This window comes from Paraburkholderia sp. RL18-085-BIA-A (assembly GCF_046027075.1).
Lineage (GTDB): Bacteria > Pseudomonadota > Gammaproteobacteria > Burkholderiales > Burkholderiaceae > Paraburkholderia.
In genome coordinates, this window is record NZ_JARESU010000025.1 from 20,399 (window position 1) to 35,115 (window position 14,717).

The 14,717-nt window shown below is 65.8% G+C and carries 12 protein-coding genes; 6 read left to right on the forward strand and 6 right to left on the reverse strand.

Going from position 1 to position 14,717, the window contains the following annotated elements:
• Nucleotides 1-336 precede the first annotated feature (336 nt).
• The 6 genes from P0D89_RS18760 to P0D89_RS18785 all read right to left on the reverse strand — a co-directional run bounded on the left by P0D89_RS18760 (nucleotide 337) and on the right by P0D89_RS18785 (nucleotide 8,210).
• Nucleotides 337-1,497 (reverse strand): enoyl-CoA hydratase/isomerase family protein, encoded by a 1,161-nt coding sequence (locus P0D89_RS18760; protein ID WP_408365236.1) that lies wholly within the window; start codon nucleotides 1,495-1,497, stop codon nucleotides 337-339.
• Entirely contained in the window at nucleotides 1,494-2,339 is an 846-nt protein-coding gene (locus P0D89_RS18765; RefSeq protein WP_408365238.1) for an enoyl-CoA hydratase, read from the reverse strand. The genes P0D89_RS18760 and P0D89_RS18765 overlap by 4 nt, the downstream gene beginning before the upstream one ends.
• Nucleotides 2,339-3,232: a 3-hydroxyisobutyrate dehydrogenase gene (gene mmsB / locus P0D89_RS18770; RefSeq protein ID WP_408365240.1), complete on the reverse strand. Its 894-nt coding sequence runs from the start codon at nucleotides 3,230-3,232 to the stop codon at nucleotides 2,339-2,341. The genes P0D89_RS18765 and mmsB overlap by 1 nt, the downstream gene beginning before the upstream one ends.
• Nucleotides 3,233-3,592: 360 nt before the next feature.
• Complete coding sequence (locus P0D89_RS18775; protein ID WP_408365242.1) at nucleotides 3,593-5,134, reverse strand: CoA-acylating methylmalonate-semialdehyde dehydrogenase; 1,542 nt, start codon at nucleotides 5,132-5,134, stop codon at nucleotides 3,593-3,595.
• A gap of 77 nt (nucleotides 5,135-5,211) precedes the next feature.
• Nucleotides 5,212-6,903, reverse strand: coding sequence for an AMP-binding protein (locus tag P0D89_RS18780; RefSeq protein ID WP_408365244.1), 1,692 nt, complete (start codon nucleotides 6,901-6,903; stop codon nucleotides 5,212-5,214).
• Between the two features lie 173 nt (nucleotides 6,904-7,076).
• Nucleotides 7,077-8,210 (reverse strand): acyl-CoA dehydrogenase family protein, encoded by a 1,134-nt coding sequence (locus P0D89_RS18785; RefSeq protein WP_408365246.1) that lies wholly within the window; start codon nucleotides 8,208-8,210, stop codon nucleotides 7,077-7,079.
• 216 nt (nucleotides 8,211-8,426) lie between these two features.
• Here P0D89_RS18785 and P0D89_RS18790 point away from each other — a divergent pair, with 216 nt between their 5' ends.
• The 6 genes from P0D89_RS18790 (at nucleotide 8,427) to P0D89_RS18815 (ending at nucleotide 14,627) form a co-directional block, all read left to right on the forward strand.
• Nucleotides 8,427-9,470, forward strand: a complete 1,044-nt coding sequence (locus P0D89_RS18790) for an AraC family transcriptional regulator (protein WP_408365248.1) — start codon at nucleotides 8,427-8,429, stop codon at nucleotides 9,468-9,470.
• Nucleotides 9,471-9,553: 83 nt separating this feature from the next.
• Nucleotides 9,554-11,155, forward strand: coding sequence for an NfeD family protein (locus P0D89_RS18795; protein ID WP_408365250.1), 1,602 nt, complete (start codon nucleotides 9,554-9,556; stop codon nucleotides 11,153-11,155).
• On the forward strand, nucleotides 11,152-11,925 hold the full coding sequence (locus P0D89_RS18800) for a slipin family protein (protein WP_408365252.1): 774 nt from the start codon (nucleotides 11,152-11,154) through the stop codon (nucleotides 11,923-11,925). Before P0D89_RS18795 ends, P0D89_RS18800 begins: the two co-directional genes overlap by 4 nt.
• 124 nt (nucleotides 11,926-12,049) lie before the next feature.
• Complete coding sequence (locus P0D89_RS18805) at nucleotides 12,050-12,310, forward strand: DUF4148 domain-containing protein (RefSeq protein ID WP_408365254.1); 261 nt, start codon at nucleotides 12,050-12,052, stop codon at nucleotides 12,308-12,310.
• Between the two features lie 330 nt (nucleotides 12,311-12,640).
• Entirely contained in the window at nucleotides 12,641-13,138 is a 498-nt protein-coding gene (locus tag P0D89_RS18810) for a YaiI/YqxD family protein (RefSeq protein ID WP_408365256.1), read from the forward strand.
• Between the two features lie 187 nt (nucleotides 13,139-13,325).
• Nucleotides 13,326-14,627: an NCS2 family permease gene (locus P0D89_RS18815; RefSeq protein ID WP_408365258.1), complete on the forward strand. Its 1,302-nt coding sequence runs from the start codon at nucleotides 13,326-13,328 to the stop codon at nucleotides 14,625-14,627.
• Nucleotides 14,628-14,717: the final 90 nt, after the last annotated feature.

Genomic DNA, 14,717 nt, shown 5'->3' on the forward strand with positions numbered 1-14,717 from the left:
CTTAAGCACGCTTCGTTCCCGGCCTTGATCGTGCGGGTATGCCTACGTATCGGGCCCATGATCTATTGGCAGGCAAACTGGCACCGGCAAAGAACACAGGCACTCGTTCCGCTCGGCAGCAATTACGCCAAATGCAAAAAAGGCGCGATTTCTCGCGCCTTTCTCTACGATGCCGCTAACGGCATTCTCGACATCATTTGCAGCAGGCAATGGTTGGGCGCGAGACGAGACCGCCAGCGCTGGCCCTCCGGATGTGTGCATGCCGCAGAAGTGCCGCATCCAAACACCCCGTATACCCGCCGCCAATGCGCGCGCCTGCGAACAACCCGCACTACCTCACCCCTGCTCCGCCCCCAACCCCGCCAGCGGATGCGCCTCGCTCTTCCACGGTGAAGCCAGAAAATGCCTGACCCGTTCGGCCCGCACTTCCACAAGGGTCGCGGGCGCCCAGCGAGCCTTGCGATCCTTATCGATCAACTGTGCTCTCACCCCTTCGCAGAAGTCGCCCTCCTCGATCACCCGTTTGACGATGCCCAGTTCCATCCTGAAGCATTCCGCCAACGTCATCTGCCGGCCGCGCAACAGCGCCTCGCGCGTGACGCATAGCATCGTCGGCGAGCAGCCGATGATGGCGTCGTACGTGGATTGCAGCCACTGCTTCACTTCGCGCGGCGGCTCGCGCTCCAGGTCTTGTCGCAAGGTCGCGGCGATCCGCTCGACGCTCGAACGCCGGTCGAAATGCCGCAACATCAATTGCGTGAACGCCACCACCGGCGCGTGCGGGATGATGTTGCACGGCGGCTCGAACACGCCGCGCAATGCGGCCATCAGATCGCCGTCGTGCGACATGCGCTGCAAGCGTTCCTCGAAACTCGCGAGCCATTCGGCCGGCACGCACAGGTCGGCCAGTTGCAGGCGCAACGCATCGGCGCCGGACAGCGTCACGCCGGTCAGCCCGACATACAGCTCGACCTCGGCCGGCATCACGCTCAGAAAACGCGTCGCGCCGACATCCGGCAAGAAGCCGATGCGCGTTTCCGGCATCGCGATCCTGCTGCGATCTGTGACGATGCGCAGCCGCGCCGCCTGACCGAGCCCCATGCCGCCGCCCATCGCGATCCCGTCGAGCAACGCGACCACCGGCTTCGGAAACGTGTGCAGCGCGTAATCGAGCCGGTATTCATCGACGAAGAACGCGAGCCAGCGGTAATCGCCGTTCTTCGCCAGCCGTTGCACTTCGCGCACGTCGCCGCCGGCGCAAAAGCCCTTCGCGCCGGCGCCTTTCAGCACGAGCGCGACGATGCCGCTGTCGTGGCGGCAATGCTCGACCAGCACGGCGAGTTCGCGCACCATCGCGTGCGAGAGCGCGTTGAGCGCGGCCGGACGGTTCAGCGTGATGATCGCGACGCGGTTGACGACGCGAAACAGAATCTCGCGCTCCGCATCGGTGCCTGCTTCGGTGCCCGCGTCCAGCGCGACGCTTTGCAAGGCGCTCATGAGCGGGTCTCCGTTGGTGAGTGGACGGCATGAGCCATCGGATCGGCCGACTCCGTCGCTTGAAGCTGCGCCGCCTGCCAGCGCGGCTTGCGCTTTTCGAGGAACGCGCTGACGCCTTCGCGCTGATCCGCGCCGTCGAACAGATCGACGAAACGCTCGCGTTCCAGCGCCAACGCCGCCGAGCGCGGCACGCCGTTGCGCGCCTGATGAATCAGCGTCTTGCTGAAGCTAACCGCCTGCGGGCTCAGACCCGCGACGCGCGCGGCCATGGTCAGCGCTGCATCACGCGAAGCGCCCCGCTCCACCACTTCTTCGACGAGACCGATGCGCAACGCGGTCGCCGCATCGACCCGCTCGCCGGTGAGAATGATTCGCTTGGCCCAGCCTTCGCCGACCAGCCATGGCAGCGTCTGCGTGCCGCACCCGCAGGGCAGCAGGCCGACCGCGGTCTCGGGCAGCGCCAGCAACGCATGCTGTTCGGCGATGCGGATATCGCACGCGAGCGCACATTCGAGTCCGCCGCCCATCGCATATCCGTTGATCGCCGCGATCACCACCGGCCGCGCGTTCTGCAATGTCTCGAACGCCGCGCCGAAGCGCGCCGCCGCGGTGCGCGCGACTTCGCGATCGCCATCGGCGAACGTGTTCAGATCGGCGCCCGCGCTGAAGAACTTCGGCCCGTCGCCGGTGATCACGACCGCCCGCACGCGCGGGTCTGCGTTCAGCCGTTCGACGGTTCGCTGCAAGTGCAGCAGACCCTCGGGCGTGAACGCGTTCGCGGGCGGCCGCTTGAGCGTGAGTAGCGCGACGGCGCCGTCGTGCGCGTAGTCGAGTTCGATCATTACGCGTCGGCCTCTTTACGATAGAGCTTGATGACGGCAGAAAAGTCCAGACGTCCCGCGCCTTTCGTGCTCATCGTTTGATAAAGCTGCTGCGCGAGCGCGCCGAGATAGACCGGTTGACGCGCACTGCGAGCGGCGTCGGTGGCGAGGCCGAGGTCCTTGAGCATCAGGTCGGTGCCGAAGCCACCGGTGTAGCCGCGCGTCGACGGCGCGCTGTCGATCACGCCGGGCATCGGGTTATACGTGTCCGAACTCCAGCAGCGCCCGGTCGACGTATTGATGATGCCGCCCAGCACTTTCGCGTCGATCCCGAGCGCCTCGCCGAGCGACATCGCCTCGGCCACGCCCGCCATCGTGATGCCGAGCACGAGGTTGTTGCAGATCTTCGCGACCTGGCCGGTGCCGGTGTCACCGCAATGCACGATGTTCTTGCCCATCGCCGACAACACCGGCTTGACCTGCTCATACGCGCTCGCACTGCCGCCGACCATGAAGGTCAGCGTGCCCGCCGCCGCGCCGCCGGTGCCGCCCGATACCGGCGCATCGACGAAGGTGTTGCCATGCTGCGCCGCGAGTTCGGCGAAGGATTTCACGCTGGCGGGATCGATCGTGCTCGAATCGATGATCGTCACACCCTTCGCGATGCCCGCTAACACGCCGTCTTCCGCGCTCAGCACGCTGCGCACATGCGCGGCGGCGGGCAGCATCGTGATCACGCATTCCACGTCGGTCACCGCCGCTTTCGGCGAGCCGGCCGCCTTCGCGCCCGCATCGACGAGCCCCTGCACGGCTTGCGCGTTCAGGTCGAATACGTTGACCGCGTGGCCCGCTTTCAGCAGGTTGTGCGCCATCGGCGCACCCATGTTGCCGAGTCCGATAAAACCTATTTTCATGATGTCGTCTCCTGTGTCGATAGGAGTTAGCGCTTTAGCGCTTACTCCTATCCCATGCAAAGCTCGATAGGAGTTAGCGCTTTAGCGCTTACTCCTATCCCATGCAAAGCTCGATAGGAGTTAGCGCTTTAGCGCTTACTCCTATCCCATGCAAAGCTCGATAGGAGTTGGCGCTTTAGCGCTTACTCCTATCCCATGCAAAGCTCGATAGGAGTTGGCGCTTCAGCGCTTACTCCTATCCCATGCAAAGCTCGATAGGAGTTGGCGCTTCAGCGCTTACTCCTATCCCATGCAAAGCTCGATAGGAGTTGGCGCTTCAGCGCTTACTCCCATCCCATGCAAAGCAATAGACCTTAGCGTTCAGCGCAGGCTGATAGTCGTGTTGACGCCGTCGTTGACCGTGTCGTCGTCGAACCAGCGAGCCGTGACCGTCTTGGTCTGCGTGTAGAACTGCACGACCTGTTTGCCATACGGGCCGAGGTCGCCGAGCTTCGAGCCGCGCGAGCCGGTGAAGCTGAAGAACGGCACCGGCACCGGAATCGGAATGTTGATGCCGACCTGGCCGATGTCGATCTCGCTCTGGAATTTGCGCGCCGCCGCGCCGCTCTGCGTGAAGAGGCCGACGCCGTTGCCGAACGGATTGCGATTGACGAGCGCGATCGCGTCGTCGAGCGTGGCGACGTTGAGCACCTGCAGCACGGGGCCGAAAATTTCGGTGCGGTAGATTTCCATTTCGGTGGTGACGTCGGTGAAGATCGTGGGGCCGATGAAATTGCCCTGCTCGTAGCCGGGCACCTTCACGTCGCGGCCGTCGAGCGCGAGCGTCGCGCCTTCCTTAACGCCCGCTTCGATCAAACCGAGAATGCGCTGCTTCGCCGAGCGCGAAACCACCGGGCCGATGTCCGTCTTCGGTTCGTTGCCCGCATTGACCTTCAGCGTTTTCGCCTTGGCGACCAGATCGGGCAGCCATTGCTGCGCGGCGCCCACCAGCACCACCACCGAAGTCGCCATGCAGCGCTGCCCGGCCGCGCCGAAGCCTGCGCCGGCCAGCGCGTTAAGAGTCTGCTCGCGGTTCGCGTCGGGCAGCACCACCGCGTGATTCTTCGCGCCCATCATCGACTGCACGCGCTTGCCGTGCTCGCTGCCGAGGCGATACACGTGCGTACCGACCGCCGTCGAACCGACGAACGAAATCGCCTTGACCAGCTCGTGCGTGCAGAGCGCGTCGACCACGTCCTTGCCGCCGTGCACCACGTTCAGCACGCCCTTCGGCACGCCCGCTTCGAGCGCGAGTTCGACCAGTTGCATCGTCGACAGCGGGTCCTGCTCCGACGGCTTGAGCACGAAGGTATTGCCACAGACGATCGCCATCGGGAACATCCACAGCGGGATCATCGCGGGGAAGTTGAACGGCGTGATGCCGGCGCAGACACCGAGCGGCTGGCGCAGCGTATAGGTGTCCACGCCGCCCGCGACGTTCTCCGCGAATTCGCCCTGCTGCAACGTGCCGATCGAGCACGCGTGTTCGACCACTTCGAGTCCGCGGAAGATGTCGCCTTCGGCATCGGGAATCGTCTTGCCCTGCTCCGCGCTCAAGGTCTTCGCGATGCGCGGCATGTGCTCGCGAATCAACGCCTGGTACTTCAGCATGATGCGCATGCGCGCGCCGATCGGCGTGTCCTTCCAGGTCTTGAACGCGGCGTGCGCGCTGCGGATCGCTTCGTTGACTTCGTCGGCGGTGGCAAACGGCACGCGCGCCAGCACTTCCTGCGTGGCGGGATTGACGATGTCGCGCCATTCGCCGGTCTTCGATTCGACGAACTCGCCGTTGATCAGCAGCTTGACGGTGGCGATGGCGTCGGCGGCATTGCGTCCGGCATGGTTCGAAGCAGTTGCGCTCATGCTGAAACTCCTGTGCGTGGGCCGCGCGGCGGCCTGGGAATCATGGTGAAAACGGGGATAGGGGCGAACAAAAATAATCAACGCAGCTCCGGGAAATCCTCTTCCCAATACTCGTCCGGCAGACGCGCGGGCTCGGCTGCGCGCTCCAGTTCGCGGCGCCGCAATTCGACGCGGCGAATCTTGCCGGAGATGGTCTTCGGCAACTCGCTGAATTGCAGACGGCGAATCCGCTTGTACGGTGCGAGTTTTTCGCGCGAGAACGCGAACACGGCGCGCGCAAGCTCGGGGCCGGCCTGGTAGCCCTGGCGCACGGTGACGAACGCCTTGGGCACCGACAGACGCAGCGCGTCGGCGCTCGGCACCACGGCGGCTTCGCCGATCGCCTCGTGTTCGATCAGCACGCTTTCGAGTTCGAACGGACTCAACCGGTAATCGGACGATTTGAAGACGTCGTCGGCGCGACCGACATACACGTAGTAGCCGTCATCGCGCCGCATTGCGACATCGGACGTGCGGTAGAAACCGTTGCGCATGGCTTGCGCGGTCGCGTTGGCGTTGTTCGCGTAGCCGGTCATCAAACCGAGCGGACGCTCGGCGAGCGGCAGCGCGATTTCGCCTTCGGTCACCGGCTGATCGTCGGCATCGATCAGTTCGATCCGGTAGCCCGGCAGTGGGCGCCCCATCGAACCGGCAACGACCGGTTGTCCCGGCGAGTTGCCGATCTGGCAGGTGGTCTCGGTCTGACCGAAGCCATCGCGAATCGTGATGCCCCACGCGTGCCTGACGCGTTCGATGATCTCCGGATTCAACGGCTCGCCCGCGCCGACGATCTCGCGCAGCTTGACCGGATAATCCGCGAGCGGCTCCTGCACGAGCATGCGCCACACGGTCGGTGGCGCGCACAGCGTGGTGACGTTGAAACGCACCAGCGCGTTCAGCGTGTCTTTCGGCACGAAGCGCGCGAAGTTGAACACGAACACGCAGGCCTGCGCGTTCCACGGCGCGAAGAAGCAACTCCACGCGTGCTTGGCCCAGCCCGGTGAGCTGATGTTCCAATGGATGTCGTTCGGTTGCAGCCCGATCCAGTACATCGTGGACAGATGGCCGACCGGATAGCTCTGATGCGTGTGTTCGACGAGCTTGGGCTTCGATGTGGTGCCCGACGTGAAGTACAGCAGCAGCGTATCGGTGGCGCGCGTGATGCCGTCAGGCGCGAATTGCGGCGACGCGTCGTAGGCGGCGGCCAGATCGATCCAGCCATCGCGCGGCGCGCCGACCGAGAAGCGCGTGAGCGGCACATCGAGCGCATCGAACTTGGCGAGCTCCGCGCTGTCGACCACGGCGAACGTCGCGCCGCCGATCTGCACACGGTCGCGCACGTCGTCGGGGGAAAGCTGGGTGGTGGCGGGCAGCACGATCGCGCCGAGCTTCATCGCCGCGAGCATCACGTCCCACAGTTCGACACGGTTCGGCAGCATCAGGAGCACGCGGTCGCCGCGGCCCACGCCCGACGCGCGCAGAAAGTTCGCCATGCGCGCCGAGCGTTCGGACATCTGCGCGTACGACAAGCGCAGGCCGTCGCTGGCGGGATCGTCGACGATCCACAGTGCGGGGTTGTGGTTATCCCGCGCGATCACGTCGAAATAGTCGAGCGCCCAGTTGAATTCGCCCAGTTGCGGCCACGTGAATTCGCGGTATGCGCGGTCGTAGTCGGTGCGATGGCGCAATAGCAGATCGCGCGCGTCGAAAAAGCTTTTCGCTGCAGTCATCGTCGTCTCCTGTCTTTAGCGCCTTACTCAGGTCCCATGCAAGGTGGGTTGCTGATGGCGCGGTATGCGCTTTGTTTTTTTCTTCCACTAATGCTTCGCCTTGCCCTGCCGCCGGTGTTCCGCTTGTGTTCGCTGATGTCCCTCACAAGCTCGCCGGGCAAGCTATTTTGCGCTCAAACATGACGCGCAATCACCATCCGTTGCACCTCGCTGGTTCCTTCGTAGATCTGCGTGATGCGGGCGTCGCGGTAGTGACGCTCCACCGCGTAGTCCTCCAGATAACCATACCCGCCGTGAATCTGGATCGCGTTCGAGCAGACTTCCTCGGCCAGTTCCGACGCGAACAGCTTCGCCTGCGAAGCCTCCGACAGGCACGGCCGCCCCTCCGAACGCAGCCGCGCCGCGTGATGCACGAGCAGGCGCGCGGCGTTCAGGCGCGTGGCCATGTCGGCGAGCATGTTGGCGATGGTCTGATGGTCCTTGAGCGCTTTGCCGAACTGCACGCGCTCGTTCGCATAGCGCCGCGCGGCATCGAACGCGGCCCGCGCGATGCCGACCGCCTGCGCGGCGATGCCGATGCGCCCGCCTTCGAGATTCGACAGCGCGATGCGCAAGCCTTCGCCGGGCTCGCCGAGCAGATTGGCTTCGGGCACCGCGCAGTCGTCGAGTGAAATCGGGCAGGTGTCGGACGCGCGAATGCCGAGCTTGTGCTCCGGCTTGCCGACGTTGAAACCCGGCGTGCTGGTCGGCACGATGAACGCGGACAGGCCGCGCTTGCCGCGCTCCGGATCGGTGACGGCGAAGACGATCGCGAGGTCGGCGCGCGCGCCGTTGGTCACGAACTGCTTGTTGCCGTTGAGAATCCAATGGCCGTCACGCAGCACCGCGCGCGAGCGCAGATTGTTCGCCTCGGAGCCGGCGTGCGGCTCGGTCAGGCAGAACGCGCCGATGCTCTTGCCGGATGCGAGGTCGTGCAGGTAGCGGTCTTTTTGCGCGGCGCTGCCGAAGTTGAGGATCGGCCCGCAGCCGACCGAGTTGTGCACGCTCATCAGCGTCGCGCACGCGGCGCAACCGGCGGCGATCTCTTCGAGCGCGAGCGCATAAGCGACGTAGTCGGTGTACGAGCCGCCCCACTCCGGCGGCACGATCATGCCGAGAAAGCCGAGTTCGCCCATCTGCGTGACGACCTCGGCGGGCAGTTGCGCGTCGCGGTCCCACTGCGCCGCGTGCGGCGCGAGCCGTTCGGTGGCGAAGTCGCGAGCGGCGTCGCGGATCATCCGTTGCTCGTCGGTGTAGAAGCTGTCCATGGGCTGGGTCCTGTGCTGTGCGTCGGATCGCGGCGATCGGTTGACGCCAAGTGTAGGCAAGCCACTGGACAGGTTCGATGCTCGGCCCGATCATTCTGCCTGAGCGCATTTGCCATACTCCCAGCCTGGTACGCCAATTAGAACCGCTATTTCAAAGGCTTGGCGAGTCGCCCCAGGGAAAATGCTGAGCGATTTTGCCAGAATCACCGGACCTATATGAAAACCGACAAGGGCACGATTTCCGTCAGCATGGTCGAGGAGACCCTGGCGCTGGCCCGCGCGCGCGGCTTCGATGCGCTGCCGCTCGCCGAAGCCGCGGGCATTGCGGCGCCGATGCTGGGCTCGCCGAAGAGCCGCGTGTCGTCGGCGCAATACGGTGCGCTGTGGGCCGGCATTGCGCGCGCGCTGGACGACGAGTTCTTCGGCCAGGACTCGCATCGCATGAAAAGCGGCAGCTTCATCGCGATGACGCAAACCGCGCTGACCGCGCGCAACGGCGCGCAGGCGCTCGCGCGCGCGGTCGGCTTCATGCGCCTCGTGCTCGACGACCTCGGCGCGCAGATCGACACCAGCGCGGAGCGTGTGCGGCTCAGATTCATCGAACGCGAAGGCGCGCCGGCGCCGGCGCCGGCCATGTTCGCCTATGCGACCTGGTTCATCCTCGTGTACGGGCTGCTGTGCTGGCTGGTCGGGCGGCGCATTCCGTTGCTCGAGGCGCGCTTTCGCTGCGCCGAGCCGCCCGCCGCGCACGAGTACCGGCTGATGTTCTGCGATCACATGAGCTTCGATCAGGCCGAGTCGTATGTGGATCTCGCGCCGGCCTTTCTCGATCTGCCGGTGATCCAGACGACCAAGTCGGTCAAGCCGTTCCTGCGCGATGCGCCGGGCAGCTTCATCGTCAAGTATCGCAATGCGGGGTCGCTCGCGGCGCGCGTGCGCAAGACGCTGCGCGCGCTGCCGATGTCCGGCTGGCCCGCCGCCGATCAGATGGCCGCCCGCCTGCACGTCGCCGAAGCGACGATGCGCCGGCGGCTTAAACAGGAAGGCTATACGTACCAGTCGATCAAGGACGACCTGCGGCGCGACATCGCGATCGGCGAATTGCAGGGCACGGATCGCACGATCGCCGACATCGCGACGGCGGTGGGCTTTGCTGAGCCGAGCGCGTTTCATCGCGCGTTTCGCAAGTGGACCGGCATGCGGCCGACCGACTATCGGCCGGCGCGCGCGGATTTCACGCAGCGCACGGAATCGGACTAAGCTGTAAGCGGCAGGCCAGCCTTCTCTGGGGTATCGGCTCGCGCTGGCCGACACCTGTCGGCTGGGCGCGGCAGCCGTCAGCGATGAGCACGTATCCACGTCTCCCGTTCCGGCAGTCTGGTTCCCGCACGCCGCTTATCCGCGGCGGCGTCGTGAGCCGGTTGATGCGCGGCGTCGCCGCGCTGGGCGTGCTTTTGGCGTTTGGATTCGCGTCATGCGAATGGCCGCCGCCGCTGTTCGCCGCAGTCGTGCGCAATAGCGTCGTGGTGATTCCGGTAAACGGCGCGATCGGTCCGGGCAGCGCGGACTTCATCGTGCGCAGCCTGCAACGCGCGGCCGATGGGCACGCGCAACTCGCGGTGCTGCAACTCGATACGCCCGGCGGCCTGGATACGTCGATGCGGCAGATCATCAAGGCGATCCTCGGCTCGCCGGTGCCGGTCGCCACCTTCATCGCGCCGAGCGGCGCACGCGCGGCGAGCGCCGGTACGTACATCGTCTACGCCAGCCATATCGCGGCGATGGCGCCGGGCACCAATCTCGGCGCGGCGACACCGGTGCAGATGGGGATCGGCGGGGCCGAGCCGCCCGCGGGTGGCGGGGCGCCGGGGTTGCCGGGCGCCCCTGCGGGTACACATGGGCTGCCGGGTGCTGGTGCTGGTGCTGGTGCATCGAACCCGTCAGCCTCCGCATCCGCCGCTTCCGCAAGCGAAGGCGCCAACGCACTGCCGCTCGACACCCAATCGACCGAACTGCGCAAGCAGGTCCAGGACGCGGCCGCCTACATCCACGGCCTCGCGCAGATGCGCGGGCGCAATGCCAGTTGGGCCGATCGCGCGGTCCGCGAAGCCGTGAGCCTGTCGTCGGAAGACGCGCTCGCGCAGCACGTCGTCGACCTGGTCGCGCGCGACGTGCCCGACCTGCTGCGCCAGGTCGACGGCCGCACCTTCGCAACGAGCAGCGGCAACGTCACGCTGCACACCGCGCAGGCGCCGCTCGTCACGCTCGAAGCCGACTGGCGCAGCCGTTTCCTCACGGTCATCACCGATCCCAGCGTCGCGCTGGTGCTGCTGATGCTCGGCATGTACGGCCTGTTCTTCGAATTCGCCAATCCGGGCTTCGTGCTGCCCGGCGTGGTCGGCGCGATCAGCCTGCTGATCGGCCTGTTCGCGATGCAGATGCTGCCCATCAGTTACGTCGGCCTCGGGCTGATCTTTCTCGGCATCGCCTTCCTGATCGGCGAGGCGTTCCTGCCGACCTTCGGCTCGCTCGGCTTCGGCGGGGTGGTCGCGTTCGTGATCGGCGCAATGATGCTGATGGACACCGACGTGCCCGGCTACGGTATCCCGCTGCCGCTGATCGCCGCCGTCGTCGTGTTCAGCGCGGTGTTCGTGCTCGGGGTGTCGAGGCTCGCGTTGCGCGCGCGGCGCCGGCCCGTGGTGACCGGCTCGGAGGGGTTGATCGGCAGCATCGGTGTCGTGCTCGACGGCGGTCTCGCGCCTGAGCACGCAACGCCGGGCGCCGCGCCGGAAGGCTGGGCGCGCGTGCAGGGCGAGCGCTGGCGGGTGTCCAGCGCGGCGCCGGTCGCGGCCGGCCAGCCGGTGCGCGTGACCGCGCGGCTCGGATTGACGCTGACCGTAGTGCCCGTCGCGACCGGCGAGGCCATACAAGGAGAACGCTCATGATCGGTTTCACATTCGGCTTCAGCAGCATTCTGATTCTGCTGGCCGCCGCGCTGATTGCTTCGTCGGTGAGGATTTTTCGGGAGTACGAACGTGGCGTCGTGTTCATGCTCGGGCGCTTCTGGAAGGTCAAGGGCCCCGGCCTCGTCCTGATCATCCCGGTCGTGCAGCAGGCAGTGCGGATGGATTTGCGCACCGTCGTATTCGACGTGCCGCCGCAGGACGTGATCACGCGCGACAACGTGTCGGTGAAGGTCAACGCGGTGGTGTACTTCCGCGTGGTGGATCCGGAGAAAGCGGTGATCCAGGTGGCGCGTTACTTCGAGGCGACCAGCCAGCTTTCGCAGACGACGCTGCGCGCGGTGCTAGGCAAACACGAGCTCGACGAACTGCTGGCCGAGCGCGAGCAGTTGAACGCCGACATCCAGAAAGTGCTCGATGCGCAGACCGACGCGTGGGGCATCAAGGTATCGATCGTCGAGATCAAGCACGTGGACATCAACGAAACGATGATCCGCGCGATTGCCCGCCAGGCCGAAGCCGAGCGCGAGCGGCGTGCCAAGGTGATTCACGCGGAGGGCGAACTGCAAGCCTCGCAGCACCTGCTGGAAGCGGCGCAAACGCTGGCCCAGCAGCCGCAGGCGATGCAGTTGCGCTACCTGCAAACCCTCACGACGATCGCCGCCGACAAGAATTCGACGATCGTGTTTCCGCTGCCGATCGACCTGCTGAACGCAGTGCTGGATCGCTTCGGCAAACCGGCGGCCCCGTGAACCCGCCGGGCTTGAGCTTTGAACCGCTAAATGAAATGGTGCATTGCCTTCTATCCCCTTACTCGAAATGCAACTGAAAACTAGAATTCCGGCGTTGTTCTTAACCGCTCCATAGGAGCTCATCATGAAAATGTTTTCTCAAGTTGGACTTAGCGTGCTGTTGGCCGCCGTGACGATCAGTACCGCCTTCGCGCAGACGCAGGCGCGGCCTTACGACCCGTCGGCGCCGAAAACGCGTGCGCAGGTCAGAGCCGATCTGATCGAGTGGCGCGCCGCCGGCTACGATCCGCTCGACTGGATCGACTACCCGGAAAATGCGCAGCGCGCGGGCCGCATCGTCGCGGCGCGGCGTGCGCAGCAGGCGGGCGGAACGATGACCCAGTAACACGCGCCGCTACTCGCGGCGTGCTGCCGGGCTGCACGCGACTGCAATGGTCGCGGGTGAAAGCGGTCCGGCATGCCGTTTGGGCTGTTCGCGGTCTGCGTTTTGTCGGCAGACCCGGGGTTGGTGTGTGCTTGTTAGCGTTCAACTCTGCCGCTGGCAACTGCTTCTTCATCGCTTGCCCTTGCTGTTCGCCGCTTTTCGGCGCTCGTCAGTGCCCCTTCCCGGCTCTGCCCAGCCCTTCCCCCTCCCAATCCCCTTGCACCATCACCCCACACGCAGGCAAGGTATCATCTCGCCCCTTCGACAACCCTCGCTGCCGGAATCCGAACGATGCCAATCTGGGTTGATGCCGACGCCTGTCCCGTCGTGATCAAGGACATGCTGTATCGCGCCGCGCGCCGCACCGGCATGCCGCTGACGCTGGTCGCCAACACGTTTCTGCGCGTGCCGCCGTCGCCGCTGATCCGCGCGATCCAGGTGCCGGCCGGCTTCGACGCCGCCGACGACCTGATCGCCGAACGCGTCGCCGCCGGCGACCTCGTGATCACCGCCGACATCCCGCTGGCCGCCGCCGTGCTCGCGAAAAGCGCGCAGGCGCTCGACCCGCGCGGCAACTGGTACACGCCGGGCACGATCGAAGAACGGCTGCGCATGCGCTCCATGCTCGACCAGTTGCGCGGCAGCGGCGTCGACACGGGCGGCCCGGCCGCCTTCAGTCAGCGCGACAGCAAGAGCTTCGCGGGCGAGCTGGATCGTTGGCTGGCGCGCCAGCCGCCGCGTTCTGATGCGCCGGCGCCACACTCTCCCGACGAACCCGCCGCCCAATAGGCCTTTCCACGCCGGTTCCGGCACACGACACCGCGTGCGGCCGCCATTCCTGATTACAATCCGCCCGTAGCCCCGCGCCCCCATAGCCCCCGGCGCCGCGTCTGACGGCGCGCCACCGCGCCGGGCCGCTACGCTTCACCCGCCTCAACCACAAGAAACGCTTTCTGAACAACGAGAGACCCGCCTCATGGACTCGATAAATCGCTACTTCGGCTTCGACGCCGCCGGCACCAACCTGCGCACCGAAGTGCTCGCCGGCCTGACCACCTTCCTGACGATGGCTTACATCATCTTCGTCAATCCGGCGATTCTCGGCGACGCCGGCATGCCGAAGGACGCCGTGTTCGTCGCGACCTGCATCGTGGCCGCGCTGGCCTCGCTGATCATGGGTCTGTACGCGAACTACCCGATCGCGCTCGCGCCTGGCATGGGGCTGAACGCGTACTTCGCGTACACCGTCGTCAAGGGGCTCGGCTTCACCTGGCAGGCGGCGCTCGGCGCGGTGTTCATTTCCGGGTGCCTGTTCCTGATCGTCACGCTGTTTCGCGTACGCGAAGTGATCGTCAAAGGCATCCCGCATTCGATACGCATTGCCATCACCGGCGGCATCGGCCTGTTCCTCGCGATCATCTCGCTGAAGGCGGCCGGCGTGGTGGTCGGCAATCCGGCCACGCTCGTCACGCTCGGCGATCTGCACAATCCACACACGATTCTCGCGATCATCGGCTTCTTCGCGATCGTCACGCTCGACTACCTGCGGGTGCGCGGCGCGATCCTGATCGGCATTGTCGGCGTGACGGTGCTGAGCTTTTTCTTCGGCGGCAATCAGTTCCACGGCATCGTCTCCGCGCCGCCGTCCATCTCGCCGACGCTATTCCAGCTCGACATCCGCGCGGCGCTCTCCACCGGCATCCTGAATGTGGTGCTGGTGTTCTTCCTCGTCGAACTGTTCGATGCGACCGGCACGCTGATGGGCGTCGCCAATCGCGCGGGGCTGCTGGTCGAAGGCAAGATGCACCGGCTGAACCGCGCGCTGCTCGCGGACAGCACCGCGATCCTGGCCGGCTCGATGCTCGGTACGTCGTCGACCACCGCATACATCGAAAGCGCGTCGGGCGTACAGGCGGGCGGGCGCACCGGCGTCACCGCGATCACGGTGGCCGTGCTGTTTCTCGCGGCGCTCTTTTTCGCGCCGCTCGCGGCCGTCGTGCCCGGCTACGCGACGGCGCCGGCGCTGCTGTACGTGTCGTGCCTGATGCTGCGCGAAATGCTCGACCTGCCCTGGGACGACGCGACCGAAGTCGTGCCGGCCGCGCTCACCGCGCTGCTGATGCCGTTCACCTATTCGATCGCCAACGGGGTCGCGTTCGGCTTCATTTCGTATGCCGGGCTGAAGCTGCTGACCGGCCAGGCGCGCAAGGTAAAGCTGGTGGTGTGGATCATCGCGGCGATATTCCTGTTCCGCTATTTCTACCTCGGCAGCGAATAAGCGCAGGCCAGCCTGACGGCCGCGACATGCGCGGGCGCGCAGGACGCGCGAAATCGGGCGCGGTTCGACGCATGTCGGGCCGCGCCCGCG

What these genes read in the sequence shown, in the direction of transcription:
- P0D89_RS18760 (WP_408365236.1), bottom strand. Translation starts at nt 1,497, where the DNA reads ATGAGCGCCTTGCAAAGCGTCGCGCTGGACGCGGGCACCGAAGCAGGC.
- P0D89_RS18765 (WP_408365238.1), bottom strand. Translation starts at nt 2,339, where the DNA reads ATGATCGAACTCGACTACGCGCACGACGGCGCCGTCGCGCTACTCACG.
- mmsB (WP_408365240.1), bottom strand. Translation starts at nt 3,232, where the DNA reads ATGAAAATAGGTTTTATCGGACTCGGCAACATGGGTGCGCCGATGGCG.
- P0D89_RS18775 (WP_408365242.1), bottom strand. Translation starts at nt 5,134, where the DNA reads ATGAGCGCAACTGCTTCGAACCATGCCGGACGCAATGCCGCCGACGCC.
- P0D89_RS18780 (WP_408365244.1), bottom strand. Translation starts at nt 6,903, where the DNA reads ATGACTGCAGCGAAAAGCTTTTTCGACGCGCGCGATCTGCTATTGCGC.
- P0D89_RS18785 (WP_408365246.1), bottom strand. Translation starts at nt 8,210, where the DNA reads ATGGACAGCTTCTACACCGACGAGCAACGGATGATCCGCGACGCCGCT.
- P0D89_RS18790 (WP_408365248.1), top strand. Translation starts at nt 8,427, where the DNA reads ATGAAAACCGACAAGGGCACGATTTCCGTCAGCATGGTCGAGGAGACC.
- P0D89_RS18795 (WP_408365250.1), top strand. Translation starts at nt 9,554, where the DNA reads ATGAGCACGTATCCACGTCTCCCGTTCCGGCAGTCTGGTTCCCGCACG.
- P0D89_RS18800 (WP_408365252.1), top strand. Translation starts at nt 11,152, where the DNA reads ATGATCGGTTTCACATTCGGCTTCAGCAGCATTCTGATTCTGCTGGCC.
- P0D89_RS18805 (WP_408365254.1), top strand. Translation starts at nt 12,050, where the DNA reads ATGAAAATGTTTTCTCAAGTTGGACTTAGCGTGCTGTTGGCCGCCGTG.
- P0D89_RS18810 (WP_408365256.1), top strand. Translation starts at nt 12,641, where the DNA reads ATGCCAATCTGGGTTGATGCCGACGCCTGTCCCGTCGTGATCAAGGAC.
- P0D89_RS18815 (WP_408365258.1), top strand. Translation starts at nt 13,326, where the DNA reads ATGGACTCGATAAATCGCTACTTCGGCTTCGACGCCGCCGGCACCAAC.